The 18282-nt window shown below is 61.6% G+C and carries 16 protein-coding genes; 9 read left to right on the forward strand and 7 right to left on the reverse strand.

Features of this window, described 5'->3' with window-relative positions:
* Window positions 1-53: 53 nt before the first annotated feature.
* Entirely contained in the window at window positions 54-995 is a 942-nt protein-coding gene (locus BLU46_RS21190) for an AEC family transporter (RefSeq protein WP_063027130.1), read from the forward strand.
* On the opposite strand, the gene BLU46_RS21195 is transcribed toward BLU46_RS21190, so the two are convergent.
* The 6 genes from BLU46_RS21195 to gatC all read right to left on the reverse strand — a co-directional run bounded on the left by BLU46_RS21195 (window position 992) and on the right by gatC (window position 6251).
* Complete coding sequence (locus BLU46_RS21195) at window positions 992-1372, reverse strand: carboxymuconolactone decarboxylase family protein (protein WP_063027132.1); 381 nt, start codon at window positions 1370-1372, stop codon at window positions 992-994. The genes BLU46_RS21190 and BLU46_RS21195 overlap by 4 nt on opposite strands.
* Window positions 1369-2424, reverse strand: a complete 1056-nt coding sequence (locus BLU46_RS21200) for a calcium/sodium antiporter (RefSeq protein ID WP_081253079.1) — start codon at window positions 2422-2424, stop codon at window positions 1369-1371. Before BLU46_RS21200 ends, BLU46_RS21195 begins: the two co-directional genes overlap by 4 nt.
* Before the next feature lie 50 nt (window positions 2425-2474).
* Complete coding sequence (locus BLU46_RS21205) at window positions 2475-2846, reverse strand: septal ring lytic transglycosylase RlpA family protein (protein WP_093205155.1); 372 nt, start codon at window positions 2844-2846, stop codon at window positions 2475-2477.
* Window positions 2847-3039: 193 nt separating this feature from the next.
* The gene (gene gatB / locus BLU46_RS21210) at window positions 3040-4485 is read right to left on the reverse strand and encodes an Asp-tRNA(Asn)/Glu-tRNA(Gln) amidotransferase subunit GatB (RefSeq protein ID WP_093205160.1); all 1446 of its coding nucleotides are present in this window, start codon (window positions 4483-4485) and stop codon (window positions 3040-3042) included.
* Window positions 4486-4495: 10 nt separating this feature from the next.
* The gene (gene gatA / locus BLU46_RS21215; RefSeq protein WP_093205165.1) at window positions 4496-5947 is read right to left on the reverse strand and encodes an Asp-tRNA(Asn)/Glu-tRNA(Gln) amidotransferase subunit GatA; all 1452 of its coding nucleotides are present in this window, start codon (window positions 5945-5947) and stop codon (window positions 4496-4498) included.
* Window positions 5948-5963: 16 nt separating this feature from the next.
* The gene (gene gatC / locus BLU46_RS21220) at window positions 5964-6251 is read right to left on the reverse strand and encodes an Asp-tRNA(Asn)/Glu-tRNA(Gln) amidotransferase subunit GatC (RefSeq protein ID WP_003216077.1); all 288 of its coding nucleotides are present in this window, start codon (window positions 6249-6251) and stop codon (window positions 5964-5966) included.
* Window positions 6252-6461: 210 nt separating this feature from the next.
* Between gatC and mreB the strand changes: the two genes are divergently transcribed.
* The 8 genes from mreB (at window position 6462) to tldD (ending at window position 17660) form a co-directional block, all read left to right on the forward strand.
* Window positions 6462-7499: a rod shape-determining protein MreB gene (mreB, locus tag BLU46_RS21225; RefSeq protein WP_002555108.1), complete on the forward strand. Its 1038-nt coding sequence runs from the start codon at window positions 6462-6464 to the stop codon at window positions 7497-7499.
* A 140-nt stretch (window positions 7500-7639) separates the two neighbouring features.
* The gene (gene mreC / locus BLU46_RS21230; RefSeq protein WP_093205169.1) at window positions 7640-8749 is read left to right on the forward strand and encodes a rod shape-determining protein MreC; all 1110 of its coding nucleotides are present in this window, start codon (window positions 7640-7642) and stop codon (window positions 8747-8749) included.
* Entirely contained in the window at window positions 8749-9237 is a 489-nt protein-coding gene (gene mreD / locus BLU46_RS21235; protein WP_003216081.1) for a rod shape-determining protein MreD, read from the forward strand. The genes mreC and mreD overlap by 1 nt, the downstream gene beginning before the upstream one ends.
* 50 nt (window positions 9238-9287) lie before the next feature.
* A complete protein-coding gene (locus BLU46_RS21240) occupies window positions 9288-9884 on the forward strand; it encodes a Maf family protein (protein WP_063027141.1) in 597 nt (198 codons plus the stop codon).
* A gap of 70 nt (window positions 9885-9954) precedes the next feature.
* Complete coding sequence (rng, locus tag BLU46_RS21245) at window positions 9955-11412, forward strand: ribonuclease G (RefSeq protein ID WP_003216085.1); 1458 nt, start codon at window positions 9955-9957, stop codon at window positions 11410-11412.
* 76 nt (window positions 11413-11488) lie between these two features.
* Window positions 11489-15304, forward strand: coding sequence for a YhdP family protein (locus tag BLU46_RS21250; RefSeq protein WP_093205175.1), 3816 nt, complete (start codon window positions 11489-11491; stop codon window positions 15302-15304).
* A 48-nt stretch (window positions 15305-15352) separates the two neighbouring features.
* Complete coding sequence (locus tag BLU46_RS21255; RefSeq protein ID WP_093205180.1) at window positions 15353-16201, forward strand: carbon-nitrogen hydrolase family protein; 849 nt, start codon at window positions 15353-15355, stop codon at window positions 16199-16201.
* Window positions 16202-16217: 16 nt separating this feature from the next.
* Window positions 16218-17660: a metalloprotease TldD gene (gene tldD / locus BLU46_RS21260; RefSeq protein WP_063027147.1), complete on the forward strand. Its 1443-nt coding sequence runs from the start codon at window positions 16218-16220 to the stop codon at window positions 17658-17660.
* 45 nt (window positions 17661-17705) lie between these two features.
* Here tldD and yjgA read toward each other — a convergent pair whose 3' ends face one another.
* Window positions 17706-18227, reverse strand: a complete 522-nt coding sequence (gene yjgA, locus BLU46_RS21265) for a ribosome biogenesis factor YjgA (protein ID WP_003216092.1) — start codon at window positions 18225-18227, stop codon at window positions 17706-17708.
* Between the last annotated feature and the right edge of the window lie 55 nt (window positions 18228-18282).

The raw sequence follows: 18282 nt of genomic DNA on the forward strand, positions 1-18282 counted from the left end.
ATGCTGGCTTATCATTAGCCACCTACCGACGCCCACCCAAGGTTCTCCCCGGCATGCTGGCTATCTTCCTACAAACCCTGAACATCACCGCGCCGGTGTTTGCCATGCTGTTCCTGGGCGTCCTGCTCAAGCGCATCAACTGGATCAACGACAACTTTATCCACATCGCCTCGGCCCTGGTGTTCAACGTCACCATGCCGGCGTTGCTGTTCCTCGGGATTCTCCATGCCGACCTGCATTCAGCCCTCAAGCCCGGCCTGCTGATCTATTTCGCCGTTGCCACGCTGCTGAGCTTCGCCCTGGCCTGGGGCTGGGCGATCTTCCGATGCCCGCGGGAAGACCGTGGCATCTACGCCCAAGGCGCTTTCCGTGGTAACAACGGGGTGATCGGCCTGGCCCTGGCGGCCAGCATGTACGGCGACTATGGGATTTCCCTGGGCGCGGTGCTCGCGGCGCTGGTGATCCTGTTCTACAACACCCTGTCGACCATTGTGCTGGCGGTGTACAGCCCGGTGATCAAGTCCGACCCGTGGAGCATCTTCAAGAGCGTGCTGGCCAACCCGTTGATCATCAGCGTGATCGCAGCGGCGCCCTTCGCGTATTTCCAGATCGGCTTGCCTGGCTGGCTGGAATCCTCCGGGCAGTACCTGGCGGACATGACGTTGCCATTGGCATTGATCTGCATCGGCGGCACGTTGTCGCTGGCGGCACTGCGCAAAAGCGGCGACATGGCCCTGAGTGCCAGCCTGATGAAGATGATCTGGCTACCGGTGCTCGCCACCCTTGGCGCATGGCTGCTGGGGTTTCGCGGGCCGGAGCTGGGGATTCTGTTCCTGTACTTCGGAGCGCCCACGGCGGCGGCCAGTTTTGTGATGGCGCGGGCGGCGGAGGGCAATCATGAGCTGGCGGCCGCGATTATCGTGATCACCACCTTGATGGCGGCGGTAACCACGAATATCGGGATTTTCGTGTTGCAGGCGGGCGGCTGGATCTAGGCGTCTTTCTGGTAGCTGTCGATCACTTCCTGAGCGGCGCGGAAGGCGTCAATCGCCGCCGGCACGCCGGCATACACCGCACAATGCAGCAGCGCCTCGCGAATCTCCTCCACGGTGCAACCGTTGTTCAGCGCGCCGCGCACGTGGCCCTTGAGCTCTTGCGGGCACTTGAGGGCGGTCAGCGCGGCGAGTGTGATCAGGCTGCGGGTTTTCAGCGGCAGCCCTTCGCGGTTCCACACGCTGCCCCAGGCATGCTCGTTGACGAAGTCCTGCAGCGGCTGGCTGAACTCGGTGGCATTGCCCAGCGCCCGATCGACAAACACATCACCCATCACCTGGCGGCGCACTTCAACGCCGGGCTTTTTCTGTTCGGTCATTGCGATTCCCTCTTGTGTTGGCGGCGCCAGGCTCGCAGCGAGGTGAACAACAGGAAAGCCACCAGCGCTGGCAGGACGTAATACAGCATCAGTTGTTCAAGCTTGTTGGCCAGCGGCATGCCGAAGGTGAACGACACCACATGCAGTCCGTACACCAGGTACAGGCCCAGGAACACCAGGCCTTCGGCCCGAGTGACGCGGTAGCCCGAATAAAACACTGGCAAGCACAGGGCGACCACGCCGAGCATCACCGGTAAGTCGAAATCCAGGGCGTTGGGCGACACTGACAGCGGCGAGGGCGCCACCAGGGCAGTAAAACCCAGCACCCCAAGCAGGTTGAACAGGTTGCTGCCGATCACGTTGCCCACCGCAATTTCCCGCTGGCCGCGCAGGGCGGCGATCAACGAGGTGGCCAGGCAGGGCAGGGAAGTGCCGACGCCAATCAGCGTCAGGCCGATGATACGCTCCGACAGGCCCAGGTCAGAGGCCACATCCACTGCAGCGCCCAGCACCAGATGCCCGGCGAGTACCAGGATCAACAGCCCGCCGATCATCAGCAGCACGCTGCTCAGCCACGGCGCTTGCACCACGGTGTCCCGGGTGCGGGGCCGACGGGAGTGGCGGGTCTGGTAGAGCAACACGCCGAGGTAGGCCACCAGCGCCACCAACAGCAACAGGCCATCAACTGGCGTCAGCTCTTCATTGGCGGCGAGCACAAACACCAGCAGGCTGGCGAGGATCATCATCGGGATGTCCAGGCGCACCAGCTGCCGCGAAACCCGCAGCGGAATGATCAGGGCTGCCAGGCCAAGGGTCACGAGGGTATTGAAGATACTGCTGCCGATCACACTGCCCACGGCGATGTCGGTGTTGTCCGCCAAGGTGGCTTGCAAGCTGATCGCCATCTGCGGCGCACTGCTGCCAAAGGCGACGATGCTCAGGCCGATGATCAGCGGGCGCACCTTGAGGCTGGCCGCCAGGCGCACGGCGGCGCGCACCAATACTTCGGCACCGAAGATCAACAGCAGCAGGCCGCTGATGAGTTCGATCACGCTAAAGGGCGAGAGGGCGGTTAATGCGGAAATGGCCTGGGCTCCGTCGGTCAGTTGCTGAGGGCTTGCACGCGAACACGCGCGGTGCCGCTGCCTATCATACCCAGCTGTGCGGCGGCTTTGCGCGAAAGGTCGATCAGGCGCCCACGGGTGTGCGGGCCGCGATCGTTGATGCGGACAACGACGCTTCTGTTGTTGTCGAGGTTGGTGACCTTCACTTGCGTGCCGAAGGGCAGGCGACGGTGGGCGGCGGTCAAGGCATTCTGGTTGAACGGTTCACCGCTGGCAGTGCGATTACCGTGGTGTTTGGCGCCGTAGTAAGAGGCGGTGCCGGTTTCGTCGTAGCCGTTGGGGTCGATGAGGCCGCTGGCGCAGCCGGCGAGCAGAGAGAACAAGGCCAACAGGCCGAGTAGACGCTTCATTTTCAAGGTTTCCCCATTACAAATGTGGGAGCGGGCTTGGGTGGGAGCGGGCTTGCTCGCGAATACAGTGTGTCAGGCAACGAATAGGCTGACTGATCCACCGCTTTCGCGAGCAAGCCTGCTCCCACACAAGCTCGCTCCCACAAGGGGTCAGAGTTGGACGTGAGGTCCCGCTCCGACCATTTCACCGCGTTTAGCCTTCAAGTTTGCTTTTCAGCAGTTCGTTGACCTGTTGCGGGTTGGCCTTGCCTTTGGAGGCTTTCATCGCCTGGCCGACAAAGAAGCCGAACATCTTGCCGCGCTTGGCTTCATCCGCCGCACGGTATTGTTCAACCTGCTCGGCGTTGGCTGCCAGCATCTCGTCGAGCACGGCCGAAATCGCGCCGCTGTCGGTGACTTGCTTCAGGCCGCGCTTTTCGATGATCTCGTCAGCATTGCCTTCGCCTGCGGCCATGGCTTCAAACACGGTCTTGGCGATTTTGCCGGAGATGGTGTTGTCCTTGATCCGCAGCAACATGCCGCCCAGTTGCTCGGCCGATACCGGTGCTTCGTCGATTTCCAGGCCCTGTTTGTTCAACAGGCTGCCCAGCTCAACCATCACCCAGTTGGCCGCCAGTTTGGCGTCGCCGGCGATGCTCACGACTTTTTCGAAGTAGTTGGCTTGCTCGCGGCTCGATGCCAGCACGCTTGCGTCGTACACCGAAAGACCGAACTGCTCCTGGAAACGCTCGCGTTTTTGCGGCGGCAGTTCCGGCAGGGTGGCGCGTACGTCAGCCAGGAACGAGTCCTCGATGACGACCGGCAACAGGTCCGGATCGGGGAAGTAACGGTAGTCGTTGGCTTCCTCCTTGCTGCGCATGGCGCGGGTTTCGTCTTTGTTCGGGTCGTACAGGCGGGTCTGCTGGACCACCTTGCCGCCGTCTTCGATCAGTTCGATCTGGCGACGCACTTCGGTGTTGATCGCCTTCTCGATGAAGCGGAACGAGTTGACGTTCTTGATCTCGCAGCGGGTGCCGTACTCGACCTGGCCTTTTGGCCGTACCGACACGTTGCAGTCGCAACGCAGGGAGCCTTCGGCCATGTTGCCGTCGCAGATGCCGAGGTAGCGCACCAGCGCGTGGATCGTCTTGACGTAGGCCACGGCTTCCTTGGCGCTGCGCATGTCCGGCTCGGAAACGATTTCCAGCAGCGGGGTGCCAGCACGGTTCAGGTCGATGCCGGTGGCGCCGTTGAATTCTTCATGCAGGCTCTTGCCGGCATCTTCTTCCAGGTGCGCACGGGTCACGCCGACACGTTTGATGGTGCCGTCTTCCAGCGGGATGTCCAGGTAGCCCTTGCCAACGATCGGCAATTCCATCTGGCTGATCTGGTAGCCCTTGGGCAGGTCCGGGTAGAAGTAGTTCTTGCGGGCAAACACGTTGTGCTGGCCGATCTCGGCATCGATGGCGAGGCCGAACATCACCGCCATGCGCACCGCTTCCTGGTTCAGCACCGGCAGCACGCCGGGCATGCCCAGGTCTACCAGGCTGGCCTGGGTGTTGGGCTCGGAGCCGAACGTGGTGGCGCTACCGGAGAAAATCTTCGATTGGGTGGCGAGCTGGGTATGAATCTCCAGCCCGATCACGACTTCCCATTGCATAGTGTTCTCCTCAGAAGCCGGTAGGGGTGCGAGTGTGCCAGTCAGTGTTCAACTGGTACTGGTGCGCCACATTGAGCAGGCGGCCTTCCTGGAAATACGGGGCGAGCAGTTGCACGCCCACCGGCAAGCCGTCGACAAAGCCTGCAGGCATGGACAAGCCCGGCAGACCGGCGAGGTTGGCGGTGATGGTGTACAGGTCTTCCAGGTACTCGGCGATCGGGTCGCCGGTCTTGGCGCCGATCTTCCAGGCCGGATTCGGCGTGGTTGGGCCGAGGATCACGTCGACTTCATTAAAGGCTGCCATGAAGTCGTTCTTGATCAGGCGACGGATCTTTTGCGCCTTGAGGTAGTACGCGTCGTAGTAGCCGGCCGACAGGGCGTAGGCACCGACCATGATCCGGCGTTGTACTTCCGCGCCGAAACCTTCGCCACGGGAGCGCTTATAAAGGTCGGTGAGGTCTTTCGGGTTTTCGCAGCGGTAGCCGAAACGCACGCCGTCGAACCGCGACAGGTTGGAGGACGCTTCTGCCGGGGCGATTACGTAGTAGGCAGGAATCGCGTGCTGGTTGTTCGGCAGGCTGATTTCCTTGATCACGGCACCGAGTTTTTCCAGCGCCTTGATGCTGTTGTGCACCAGTTCGGCGATACGCGGGTCGAGGCCGGCGCTGAAATACTCTTTCGGCACGCCGATGCGCAGGCCTTTGATCGAGGTGTTCAGGCTGGCGCTGTAGTCCGGTACGGGTTCATCGATGCTGGTGGAGTCCTGCGTATCGAAGCCTGCCATGCCTTGTAACAAAATTGCGCAGTCTTCAGCGGTGCGAGCCAGAGGGCCGCCCTGGTCGAGACTGGAAGCGTAGGCAATCATGCCCCAGCGGGAAACGCGACCGTAGGTCGGTTTCAAACCGGTGAGGTTGGTGAACGCGGCCGGTTGGCGGATCGAACCGCCGGTGTCGGTGGCCGTGGCGGCAGGTAACAGACGAGCGGCAACTGCTGCAGCCGAACCACCGGACGAACCGCCTGGTACGTGCTCAAGGTTCCACGGGTTTTTCACCGCGCCGTAGTGGCTCGACTCGTTGGCCGAGCCCATGGCGAATTCGTCCATGTTGGTCTTGCCCAGGGTCACAGTCCCGGCAGCAGCCAGCTTGGCGACCACGGTGGCATCGTACGGCGCCTTGAAGTTATCGAGCATCTTCGAGCCGCAGCTGGTGCGAATGCCCTGGGTGCAGAACAGGTCTTTGTGGGCGATCGGCGCACCTAACAGGGCGCCGTTCTCACCGTTGGCGCGACGTACGTCGGCGGCCTTGGCCTGGCTCAGGGCCAGCTCTTCGGTGATGCTGATGAAGCTGTTGACCTTGGGGTTCAGCTCGGCGATACGCGCCAGCAAGGTCTTGGTCAGCTCTTCGGAAGAAAACTTTTTGTCGGCGAGACCGCGGGCGATCTCGGCCAGAGTCAATTGATGCATTGCAGGCTCTTTCCCTTTAGTCGATGACTTTCGGAACCAGGTACAGGCCGTTTTCGACCGCTGGCGCGATGGACTGGTAGGCCTCGCGATTATTGCGCTCGGTCACGACGTCGGCGCGCAGGCGCTGGCTGGCTTCCAGCGGGTGAGCCAGGGGCTCGATGCCGTCGGTATTCACGGCTTGCATTTGGTCGACCAGCCCGAGAATGCTGTTCAGGGCTGCGGTGGTCTGTGGAAGATCGGCTTCATTGAGGCCAAGACAGGCCAAATGAGCGATTTTTTCCACGTCGGAGCGTTCAAGCGCCATGGGATTCTCCAGTGGAAAACAGAACGGAAGCTATCCGTGTGTTAGATTGTAGGAACACTACCGCATTTCTACGGTCATATGGCCGCGATTGTGGGGGTTGGTGCACAGAAAGTCGGCCAATTTAGCACATTGGCGCCTTGCCCAAAATCCCTGTCGTTGTTAGAGTTTGCCGCACTTTTTTACCCACGCGTTGCCTAGGGTCCCTTTCCCATGTTCAAGAAACTGCGTGGCATGTTTTCCAGCGATCTTTCCATCGACCTGGGCACTGCCAACACCCTTATTTACGTGCGCGAGCGCGGTATCGTCCTGAATGAGCCATCGGTTGTGGCCATTCGGACCCATGGTAATCAGAAAAGTGTCGTTGCCGTTGGCACCGAGGCCAAGCGCATGCTTGGCCGAACACCGGGCAACATCGCTGCCATTCGTCCGATGAAGGATGGCGTGATTGCCGACTTCAGCGTCTGCGAAAAGATGCTGCAGTACTTTATCAACAAGGTTCACGAAAACAGCTTTTTGCAGCCCAGCCCTCGTGTGCTGATCTGCGTTCCGTGCAAGTCCACCCAGGTGGAGCGTCGTGCCATCCGTGAATCGGCCCTTGGCGCCGGTGCCCGTGAAGTGTTCCTGATCGAAGAGCCGATGGCTGCTGCGATCGGTGCCGGCCTGCCGGTTGAAGAAGCGCGCGGTTCGATGGTGGTGGATATCGGTGGTGGTACCACTGAGATCGCCCTGATTTCCCTCAATGGTGTGGTGTATGCCGAATCCGTACGGGTTGGCGGCGACCGCTTCGACGAAGCGATCATCACCTACGTGCGTCGCAACTACGGCAGCCTGATCGGCGAATCCACTGCCGAGCGCATCAAGCAGGAAATCGGTACCGCTTACCCGGGCGGCGAAGTTCGCGAAGTTGATGTTCGCGGTCGCAACCTGGCCGAAGGCGTTCCACGGGCCTTCACTCTGAACTCCAATGAAGTGCTGGAAGCTCTGCAAGAGTCCCTGGCTACCATCGTTCAGGCTGTGAAGAGCGCCCTGGAGCAATCGCCTCCGGAACTGGCTTCCGATATCGCCGAGCGTGGCCTGGTACTGACCGGTGGTGGCGCCTTGCTGCGCGACCTCGACAAGTTGCTGGCCCAGGAAACCGGTCTGCCAGTGATCGTCGCTGAAGACCCGCTGACCTGCGTCGCCCGTGGCGGTGGCCGTGCACTGGAAATGATGGATAAACACACCATGGACCTGCTCTCCAGCGAATAAGCGTTTGCTGGTTTGCCCATGTTTCGCTCACAGGCAGCACTTTGCAGTGCTGCCTGTTGGCGTTTATCTTCTTCAATCTGCATCCAGGCCGGTTTGATGCCGTATGAATAAAGAAAACATTTGCCTGGGAGGAGCGGCTTATTAAACCGCTTTTTTCCAAAGGCCCCTCATTGGGCGTGCGCCTGTTGGTGCTGGTCGTGCTATCGGTTGCGCTGATGGTGGTCGATGCCCGCTTCACACTGCTCAAGCCAGTGCGTAGCCAGATGTCGCTGGTCCTGATGCAGACGTACTGGATCACCGACCTGCCGCAGCGCCTCTATCAGGGTGTGGCCAGCCAATTTGGCAGCCGCACCGAGCTGGTGGCCGAGAACGAAAAACTCAAGACCGAAAACCTGCTGCTGCAGGGGCGCATGCAAAAGCTGGCGGCCCTCACCGAGCAGAACGTTCGGCTGCGCGAGTTGCTCAATTCCTCCGCGCTGGTCAACGAGAAGGTCGAAGTGGCCGAGTTGATCGGCATGGACCCGAACCCCTTCACCCATCGCATCATCATCAACAAGGGTGAGCGCGACGGCGTGGTCCTTGGCCAGCCGGTGCTCGATGCCCGTGGCTTGATGGGCCAGGTGGTGGAGTTGATGCCTTATACCTCCCGCGTGCTGTTGCTGACCGACACCACCCACAGCATTCCGGTGCAAGTTAACCGCAACGGCCTGCGGGCGATTGCCAGCGGTACCGGTAACCCGGAACGCCTGGAGTTGCGTCACGTCGCAGACACCGCTGACATCAAGGAAGGCGACCTGCTGGTCAGCTCGGGCCTTGGCCAGCGTTTCCCGGCGGGTTATCCGGTTGCGACGGTCAAGGAAGTGATCCACGATTCCGGCCAGCCATTCGCCATCGTGCGCGCCGTGCCGACCGCTGCGTTGAACCGCAGCCGTTACCTGCTGCTGGTGTTCAGCGACAACCGCACCCCGGAAGAGCGCGCCAACGAAGCCGCCCAGGCCCAGGAAGCGGAAGACAAGCAAAACGGCACGGCGCCGATTATCCCTGCGACCGTGCCAAAGCCGGCCGCACCCGCCGCACCGGCAGCGGTTCCTGCAATGCCAGCCGTGCCGGTCGCGACGCCGGTCAAGCCTGTAGCCCATAGCGCACGTCCGGCCAAGCCTGCGGCTGCAACACCTGCCGCTGCCAAACCGCCTGCCGCCACCAAGCCACCGGCTGCGGCCCCGGCAACCACTCGGCAGAGGGAAGAATAATGGCCGGTACTCATTCGCGTAACGGCTGGATTGTCTGGCTGACCTTTGCCATCGGCTTGCTGCTCAGCGTTTCGCCGCTGCCGCAATTCATGGAAATCCTGCGTCCGTTGTGGCTCGCCTTGTTGCTGGCGTTCTGGGCCCTAGCGCTGCCGCACAAGGTCGGGATGGTCACGGCCATGTGCCTTGGGCTGATGGAAGATGTGCTCTACGGCACCTTGCTCGGCCAGAACGCGCTGATCCTGACCCTGATCACCTTCCTGGTGCTGTCGTTGCAGCAGCGTCTGCGCATGTTCCCCATGTGGCAACAGTGCCTGGTGATCCTGGTGATCTTCGGCCTGGCGCAGTTGGTACAGCTGTGGCTCAGTGCCTTGACCGGCAACCGCCAACCGACCCTCGCGCTGGTGTTGCCGGCGCTGGTCAGCGCGCTGTTGTGGCCTTGGGTCAGTTTTGGCCTGCGTGGGTTGCGTCGTCGCTATAAAATCAATTGAATGGATCGCGAGGCTCTGCCTGGTTATCGAACCCTACAGGGAGAGTCTGCATGAATTCGCTTTATCTGGCCTCGGGCTCCCCGAGGCGGCGTGAACTGCTGACACAGATCGGCGTGCCGTTCACCGTCGTCAGCGCCGCCATTGATGAAACTCCCCTTACAAATGAAACACCCGCTTCCTACGTAGAACGCCTGGCGCGCGGCAAGGCTGCGGCCGGTCGCGCGGCTCTGGCCGAAGCCACTGGGGCCTGCGTGCTTGGCGCTGATACGGCGGTAATCCTCGACGGCCAAATCCTCGGCAAACCCCTGGACCAAGCCGATGCCCTGGCCATGTTGCTGGCTCTTTCTGATCGTGAACATGAAGTTTTGACTGCCATCGCCCTGATTGACGGCCAGCGTTGCGAAACGCGGCTGGTCAGCAGCCGCGTGCGGTTTCGCAAGATTTCAGCGGATGAAGCCACCACTTATTGGCACAGCGGCGAGCCCCAGGACAAAGCGGGCGGCTATGCTATTCAAGGCTTGGCGGCGGTGTTTGTCGCCGGACTCAATGGCAGCTACTCCGCCGTCGTTGGCCTGCCTGTCTGCGAAACCGCAGAACTGCTGGCTCAATTCGGCATACCCTGTTGGCAAAACCTTACCGTGCGCTAAACGCCGTATTCCAGCGCCAAGCCTTAAGCGATCGGTCACTATTGTGAAAACGCCTGAACGAGACCCAGCCATGAGTGAAGAGATTCTGATCAATATCACGCCGATGGAATCGCGCGTGGCGGTGGTAGAGAACGGTGTTCTGCAAGAAGTGCACGTCGAGCGCACTCAAAAGCGCGGGATCGTCGGCAATATCTATAAAGGCAAGGTTGTGCGTGTGTTGCCGGGGATGCAGGCGGCTTTCGTCGACATCGGCCTGGACCGCGCCGCGTTTATCCATGCTTCGGAAATCTCCCTGCGCGAAGGCCCGGCGGTTGAAAGCATCAGCGCCCTGGTGCACGAAGGGCAGAGCCTGGTGGTGCAAGTCACCAAGGACCCGATTGGCTCCAAAGGCGCGCGGCTGACCACGCAACTGTCGATCCCTTCGCGCTACCTGGTGTACATGCCGCGCACCGCCCACGTTGGCATTTCCCTGAAAATCGAAGACGAAGCCGAGCGCGAGCGCCTGAAAAAGGTGGTCAGCGATTGCGTGGCTCTGGAAGGAATCAAGGAGGCCGGTGGCTTTATCCTGCGCACCGCCGCTGAAGGCGCGGGTGCCGATGAAATCCTCATGGACATCCGCTACCTGCGTCGCCTCTGGGATCAGATCGGCGCGCAGATCAAGACCATCGGTGCGCCCAGCGTGATCTACGAAGACCTCGGTCTGGCCCTGCGCACCTTGCGCGATCTGGTCAGCCCGAAGATCGAGAAAATTCGCATCGACTCGCGGGAAACCTTTCAGCGCACCACGCAATTTGTTGCCGAACTGATGCCGGAAATCGCCGACCGCCTCGAGCACTACCCGGGGGAGCGGCCGATTTTCGACCTGTATGGCGTCGAAGACGAAATCCAGAAAGCCCTTGAGCGCAAAGTGCCACTTAAGTCCGGCGGCTACCTGGTGGTGGACCCGGCGGAAGCCATGAGCACCATCGACGTCAACACCGGCGCCTTTGTGGGCCATCGCAACCTCGAAGAAACCATCTTCAAGACCAACCTCGAAGCGGCCACCGCGATTGCCCGCCAGCTGCGCCTGCGCAACCTGGGCGGAATCATCATCATCGACTTCATCGACATGGAAGACGAAGAGCATCAACGCCAGGTGCTGCGTACCCTTGAGAAGCAACTGGAGCGCGATCACGCCAAGACCAACATCATCGGCATTACCGAGTTGGGGCTGGTGCAGATGACCCGCAAGCGCACCCGTGAAAGCCTGGAGCAAGTGCTGTGCGAGCCGTGCAGCAGTTGCCAGGGGCGCGGCAAGTTGAAAACTCCGGAAACGGTTTGCTACGAGATTTTCCGTGAAATCCTACGGGAGGCGCGCGCCTACCAGGCCGAGGGCTATAGAGTCCTGGCTAACCAGAAGGTGGTCGACCGGTTGCTGGATGAAGAGTCCGGCAACGTGGCCGAGCTGGAGGGTTTTATCGGGCGCACCATTCGCTTCCAGGTCGAAACCATGTATTCCCAGGAACAATATGACGTGGTGCTGCTCTGATTCGCGTTAGCTCTTATCAACGAGACGGACAGACCTTGATCTGCCGTCCGACTATTGCCTTTGAGGGTCGCCTGACATGGAGCGTCTGATACGCTTTTTTGCCGCATTGACCCGCTGGGGCCTCGGCCTGTGCGCCTTGCTGCTGGTATTGGCAGCGGTGTACGTGAGCCTTGGCCGTGAATTGACGCCGCTGGTGGCGGAATACCGTGGCGAAATCGAAGCCAAGGCTCGCACGGCGCTGGATATGCCCCTGAGTATCGGCAGCCTGGAAGGGCGCTGGAGCGGCTTCGCCCCGGTATTGATGGCCCACGACGTGATGGTCGGCGAGGGCACCAATGCCCTGCGCCTGGACCAGGTACAGGTGGTGCCGGACATCTGGGCCAGCCTGCTGGCGCGCGAAGTGCGCATTGCCCACCTGGAAGTCAGCGGCCTGCAGGTCAGCGTGAAGGAGGACCAGGACGGCCATTGGGCGCTGCAAGGCCTGCCGGTGCAGGACGACCAGCCACTGGATCCCGAACAACTGCTGACGCGCATGCAAATGGTCGGGCAGGTTTCATTGCTCGACAGCCAGGTGACGCTGCAGCCATTCGACCAGGCGCCGCTGACCTTGACCTATGTCGGCGTGAGCCTGCAGACCGGGGCCAACCGCCAGCGCCTGGACGCGCGCTTGACCCTGCCCGACGGCCAGCCCCTGGCGTTGAACCTGAGCACCCGGATCCGTGCCAGCCAGTGGAAAGACGGCGAAGCCCAGGCTTACCTGAGCTTGCCCCAGAGTGACTGGGCAAAATGGATCCCGGCGAAACTGCTCCAGCAATGGAAACTCACCGAATTCAAGGCCGGCGGCGAATTCTGGCTGACCTGGGCCAAGGGTACTGTGCAAAGTGCTGCCGTACGCCTCAACGCCCCGCAACTCAAAGGCAGCTATGCCGATCGCAAGCCGGCGCACATCGAGAACCTGGCCCTCACCGCCTACCTGCAACGCAGTGACAGCGGCCTTAAGGTGCTGTTTGACTCGCTGGCGATGAACCTGGGCGACACCCGCTGGGAATCGCGCCTGCAACTTCAGCAAACCCTGGCGACCGACAAGGCCCAGGAAGTCTGGAACCTGCAAGCCGATCGCCTGGACCTGACGCCGATCACGCCATTGCTGCACGCCTTGGCGCCCTTGCCGGAAGCCGTGGCCACAACCCTGGATCATCTAAAGGCTACCGGCACGCTGCGCAACGTATTGCTGGATTACCGGCCTCAAGACACCACCGAGCAGCGCGTGAGCTTTGCGGCCAACCTCGACCGCATCGGCTTTGACGCCTACTTCGGCGCTCCGGCCGCCCGCAATGTCAGCGGCAGCATCAGCGGTGACCTGGGCAAGGGCGAGTTGCGCATGGACAGCAAGGATTTCTCCTTGCACCTGTTTCCGATCTTCGCCAAGCCCTGGCAGTACATCCAGGCCAACGCCCGCCTGACGTGGAAGCTGGACAAGGAAGGCTTCACCCTGATCGCGCCGTATATCAAGGTGCTGGGCGAGGAGGGCAAGGTCGCCGCCGACTTCCTGATTCGCCTGCATTTCGACCATAGCCAGGAAGACTATATGGACCTGCGGGTCGGTATGGTCGATGGCGATGGCCGCTTTACCCCCAAATACCTCCCGGCCGTGTTGAGCCCGGCACTCGATGAGTGGTTGCGCACCGCGATTCTCAAGGGCGCGGTGGACGAAGGCTTCTTCCAGTACCAGGGCTCGCTGAATCACGATGCGCTGCCCGCCTCACGTAATATCAGCCTGTTCTTCAAGGTGCATGATGCCGAGCTGGCGTTTCAGCCGGGCTGGCCGCACGTCAGCAAGGTCAAGGGTGAAGTGTTTGTCGAGGAGAGCGGCGTGCGCATCCTGGCCAGCAAGGGCCAGTTGCTCGACACCAAGGTCAACGACATCTACGTCAACATTCCCCATGCGCCCGAAGGCAAGGACAGTCACCTGCTGCTCACCGGCAACTTTGCTGGCGGCCTGGGCGATGGGCTGAAAATTCTTCAGGACGCGCCGATCGGTACCGCTTCGACCTTCGCCGGCTGGAAAGGCGAGGGTGACCTGCAAGGCAAGCTGGACCTGGATATTCCCCTGGCCAAGGACGCCGAGCCCAAGATTGTGGTGGACTTCAAGACCGACAAGGCGCGCCTGCAACTGGCCGATCCTGCGCTGGACCTGACCCAGCTCAAGGGTGATTTCCGCTTCGACAGCGCCAAGGGCCTGAGTGGCCAGAACATCAGCGCACAGGCCTTCGACCGGCCGATCACCGCGCAGATTTTCGCCGATGGCAAGCCAGGCAACCTCAACACCCGCGTCACCGCGAAAGGGCAGGTGACCGTCAAGCGGTTGACTGACTGGCTGAAGGTCAGCCAGCCGTTGCCGGTGTCCGGCGATATCCCCTACCAATTGCAGCTCAACCTCGACGGCGCCGACAGCCAGTTGATGGTCAGTTCCAACCTCAAGGGTGTGGCCGTGGACCTGCCGGCGCCGTTCGGCATGCCAGCGAGCCAGGGCCGTGACAGCGTGTTCCGCATGACCTTGCAGGGTAAGGAGCGCCGTTACTGGTTCGATTATGGCGAGTTGGGCAGCTTCACCTTCGCCGCCCCGGCCGACAGTTTTGCCGATGGCCGTGGCGAGCTATTCCTGGGGGATGGCGATGCGGTGTTGCCGGCCGGCAAGGGCTTGCGTATCCGCGGTGTGTTGTCGGAGCTGGATATCGATCCCTGGAAAAAACTCGTGGACCGCTACGCCGGCAACGATCCGGGAGGCAGTGCCAAGCAGCTGTTGAGCGGGGCGGACTTCAAGATTGGAAAGCTGACGGGCTTCGGCACCCAGTTCGATCAGGTCAACCTGCAACTGGATCGCAAACCCGCCGCCTGGGGCTTGCAGTTCGACAGCCAGCAGGCCAAGGGTACCGTGGGGTTGCCGGATGCCAAGGGCGCGCCGATTGCGGTCAACTTGCAGTACGTGAAGTTGCCTGCTGTGGATCCGACGGTGCAGGCAGATGAAAATGCGCCGGACCCGCTGGCTGACGTTAATCCCAAGGATATTCCTGCGCTGGATATCGCGATTGCCCAGTTGTTCCAGGGCCCTGACCTGATAGGTGCATGGTCGTTGAAAGTGCGGCCGACGGCCAAGGGCATGGCGTTCAACAGCCTCAACCTGGGGCTCAAGGGCATGCTGCTCCAGGGCGCCGGCGGTTGGGAGGGCGCTCCCGGCGCCAGCAGCAGTTGGTACAAGGGCCGCCTGGACGGCAAGAACATTGGGGACGTGCTCAAGGGCTGGGGGTTTGCGCCGAGTGTGACCAGTGAAGAGTTTCATGTGGACGTGGACGGCCGCTGGCCGGGCTCGCCAGCCTGGGTCGGTCCAAAGCGCTTCTCCGGCAGCCTGGACGCAAGCTTCCGCAAAGGCCAATTTGTTGAAGTGGAAGGCGGCGCCCAGGCGCTTCGGGTGTTTGGCTTGCTGAACTTCAACTCCATCGGTCGCCGGCTGCGCCTGGACTTCTCGGACTTGCTCGGCAAAGGCTTGAGCTATGACCGAGTCAAGGGCTTGCTGGCGGCCAGTAATGGCGTGTTTGTGACCCGTGAGCCGATCACCATGACCGGCCCGTCGAGCAACCTCGAGATCAACGGCACCCTGGACCTGGTGGCTGATCGTGTCGATGCCAAGCTGCTGGTGACGCTGCCGGTCACCAACAACCTGCCGATTGCCGCGCTGATCGTCGGCGCGCCGGCCATTGGCGGTGCGCTGTTCCTGATCGACAAGCTGATTGGCGACCGTGTTTCCCGTTTCGCCAGCGTGCAGTACAAGGTAGAAGGCCCGTGGAAGGACCCGAAAATCACCTTCGACAAGCCATTTGAAAAGCCAAACTGAGTACCTGTGGAGTAGCATGGCCTCATGCCTTTTCTGGAGTGTAGGCCCATGTCCTTTGCGGTAATCCAAATGGTCAGCCAAAGCGATGTGCTGGCCAACCTGGCCCAGGCCCGGCGCTTGCTGGAACGAGCGGCGGCGGGTGGTGCAAGGCTTGCGGTACTCCCGGAAAACTTCGCCGCCATGGGCCGTCGCGATGTGGCCGATATCGGTCGCGCCGAGGCCTTGGGCGAAGGACCGATCCTGCCATGGTTGAAACAGACCGCCCGCGACCTCACCTTATGGATAGTGGCCGGCACTTTGCCGCTGCCTCCAAAGGATCAGCCGAACGCCAAGTCCAATGCCTGCTCGCTGCTGATTGATGATCAGGGCGAAATCGTTGCCCGTTACGACAAGCTGCACCTGTTCGATGTCGACGTGGCTGATGCCCGGGGTCGTTATCGCGAATCCGATGACTATGCTCATGGTAGCCAGGTGGTGGTGGCGGATACGCCGGTCGGCCGCCTGGGGCTGACAGTGTGTTACGACTTGCGTTTTCCGGAGCTTTACAGCGAATTGCGCGCGGCGGGTGCTGAACTGATTACCGCACCCTCCGCGTTTACGGCGGTGACGGGTGCCGCGCACTGGGATGTGCTGATTCGTGCCCGGGCCATCGAGACCCAGTGCTACCTGCTGGCGGCCGCCCAGGGTGGCGTGCATCCGGGGCCCCGGGAAACCTTCGGGCATGCGGCGATCATCGATCCATGGGGACGCGTGTTGGCACAACAGGATCAAGGCGAAGCGGTGTTGTTGGCCGAGCGCGATAGCAGTGAACAGGCGTCGATACGGACGCGCATGCCGGTGGCGGGCCACCGGCGCTTTTTCTCGCAGGGCGCGCAGCGACCTGCTTCAGAACGATGAATTTAAGGCCAAACCTATGAGCGAGTTGTTGTCCTCAGTCAGTGAACACCTCCTGGCGCCTGGTGGCGTGACCATCGAAAGCTTGCAAGCGGTCCTCGGCGATCTGGCCGGGCCAGGCATCGACGCTGCCGACCTGTATTTCCAGGGGCAGATTTCCGAGTCCTGGGCCCTGGAAGACGGGATCGTCAAGGAAGGCAGCTTCAACCTTGATCAAGGTGTGGGCGTGCGTGCGCAGTCCGGTGAAAAAACCGGCTTTGCGTACAGCAATGCCATTACCCTTGAAGCCCTGGGCCTGGCGGCTCGCGCGGCGCGTTCGATCTCCCGTGCCGGTCAAAACGGGACGGTGCAGGCGTTCAGCACCCAGGACGTGGCCCAGTTGTATGCCCCGGATAACCCGCTGGAAGTGATCAGTCGCGCTGAAAAGGTCGAGCTGCTCAAGCGTGTGGACGCGGCGACCCGCGCCCTGGACCCGCGTATCCAGCAAGTCACCGTGAGCATGGCCGGTGTGTGGGAACGCATCCTCGTGGCCTCCACCGATGGCGGCCTGGCGGCGGATGTGCGGCCACTGGTGCGTTTCAATGTCAGCGTGATCGTTGAACAGAACGGCCGCCGCGAGCGCGGTGGCCATGGCGGCGGCGGGCGTACCGACTACCGTTATTTCCTCACCGAAGACCGCGCCATGGGCTATGCCCGTGAAGCGCTGCGCCAGGCCCTGGTTAACCTGGAAGCGATTCCAGCACCAGCCGGCACGTTGCCGGTGGTGCTGGGGTCCGGCTGGTCCGGCGTGCTGCTGCATGAAGCCGTGGGCCACGGCCTGGAAGGTGACTTCAACCGCAAGGGCAGTTCGGCCTACAGCGGGCGCATGGGCGAGATGGTTGCGTCCAAGCTCTGCACCATCGTCGATGACGGCACCCTGGCTGGGCGCCGCGGCTCATTGAGCGTCGATGACGAAGGCACCCCGACCGAGTGCACCACGCTGATCGAAAACGGCGTGCTCAAGGGCTACATGCAAGACAAGCTCAACGCCCGCCTGATGGGCGTAGCCCGTACCGGTAACGGGCGTCGCGAGTCCTACGCGCACCTGCCGATGCCGCGCATGACCAACACTTACATGCTCGGTGGCGAAAGCGACCCGGCCGAGATCATCGCCTCGGTGAAGCGCGGTATCTACTGCGCCAACCTCGGTGGTGGGCAGGTGGACATCACCAGCGGCAAATTCGTGTTCTCCACCAGCGAGGCGTATTTGATCGAAGACGGCAAGATTACTGCGCCGGTCAAAGGGGCAACGTTGATTGGCAACGGTCCGGAAGCCATGAGCAAGGTCTCGATGGTCGGTAACGACCTGTCGCTGGACAGCGGTGTGGGGACATGTGGGAAGGATGGTCAGTCGGTGCCGGTGGGTGTCGGCCAGCCAACCTTGAAAATTGATGCGATCACCGTGGGTGGCACGGGGTCGTAGGAACGGGAGCTTCGGGTGGCGAAGGTCGCCACCCGGGGAAGAGGGTCAGCGCAGGCCGCGTTGACTATCGTCCAGCTCACGGATGTACTTGAAGATTTTTCGGCTGGAGGCCGGTGGCTTGCTTTGCGCCAGTTCGTGCTGGGCCTGACGGATCAGGGAGCGCAATTGTTGGCGATCGGCATCCGGGTACTCGATGACGAACTTCTCCAGTACCGCGTCATCGCCGGCGATCAAGCGATCACGCCAGCGTTCCAGGTTATGGAAACGCTCGTTGTACTGGCGAGTGGAGGCATCGAGTTGATCGAGCAACGTCAGAATGGCGTCAGTGTCCTGGTCGCGCATCAGTTTGCCGATAAACATGAGGTGCCGTTTACGCGCGATATTCGCGGTGTGCTTGGGCGCATCGTTCAGGGCCCGGCGCAGGGCGTCGGTCAATGGCAGTTTTGCACACAAGTCAGGCTTGAGTGTTGTAAGGCGCTCGCCGAGGTCAACCAGAGCATGCAGCTCGCGTTTGACCTGAGATTTGCTTTTCTCCCCATCGAGGGAGTCGTCGTAAGAATCAACCATGGTGGCAGTCCGCAAAGAAACGCCGCCATGATAACCAGTCGGGGGCCGCTTGTCC

Origin of the sequence: Pseudomonas yamanorum, from assembly GCF_900105735.1 — a bacterium.
Lineage (GTDB): Bacteria > Pseudomonadota > Gammaproteobacteria > Pseudomonadales > Pseudomonadaceae > Aquipseudomonas > Aquipseudomonas yamanorum.

Bases quoted from the DNA above. Each gene is read 5' to 3' on its own strand.
- BLU46_RS21190 (WP_063027130.1), top strand. From the start codon at position 54: ATGCTGGCTATCTTCCTACAAACCCTGAACATCACCGCGCCGGTGTTT.
- BLU46_RS21195 (WP_063027132.1), bottom strand. From the start codon at position 1,372: ATGACCGAACAGAAAAAGCCCGGCGTTGAAGTGCGCCGCCAGGTGATG.
- BLU46_RS21205 (WP_093205155.1), bottom strand. From the start codon at position 2,846: ATGAAGCGTCTACTCGGCCTGTTGGCCTTGTTCTCTCTGCTCGCCGGC.
- gatB (WP_093205160.1), bottom strand. From the start codon at position 4,485: ATGCAATGGGAAGTCGTGATCGGGCTGGAGATTCATACCCAGCTCGCC.
- gatA (WP_093205165.1), bottom strand. From the start codon at position 5,947: ATGCATCAATTGACTCTGGCCGAGATCGCCCGCGGTCTCGCCGACAAA.
- gatC (WP_003216077.1), bottom strand. From the start codon at position 6,251: ATGGCGCTTGAACGCTCCGACGTGGAAAAAATCGCTCATTTGGCCTGT.
- mreB (WP_002555108.1), top strand. From the start codon at position 6,462: ATGTTCAAGAAACTGCGTGGCATGTTTTCCAGCGATCTTTCCATCGAC.
- mreD (WP_003216081.1), top strand. From the start codon at position 8,749: ATGGCCGGTACTCATTCGCGTAACGGCTGGATTGTCTGGCTGACCTTT.
- BLU46_RS21240 (WP_063027141.1), top strand. From the start codon at position 9,288: ATGAATTCGCTTTATCTGGCCTCGGGCTCCCCGAGGCGGCGTGAACTG.
- rng (WP_003216085.1), top strand. From the start codon at position 9,955: ATGAGTGAAGAGATTCTGATCAATATCACGCCGATGGAATCGCGCGTG.
- BLU46_RS21250 (WP_093205175.1), top strand. From the start codon at position 11,489: ATGGAGCGTCTGATACGCTTTTTTGCCGCATTGACCCGCTGGGGCCTC.
- BLU46_RS21255 (WP_093205180.1), top strand. From the start codon at position 15,353: ATGTCCTTTGCGGTAATCCAAATGGTCAGCCAAAGCGATGTGCTGGCC.
- tldD (WP_063027147.1), top strand. From the start codon at position 16,218: ATGAGCGAGTTGTTGTCCTCAGTCAGTGAACACCTCCTGGCGCCTGGT.
- yjgA (WP_003216092.1), bottom strand. From the start codon at position 18,227: ATGGTTGATTCTTACGACGACTCCCTCGATGGGGAGAAAAGCAAATCT.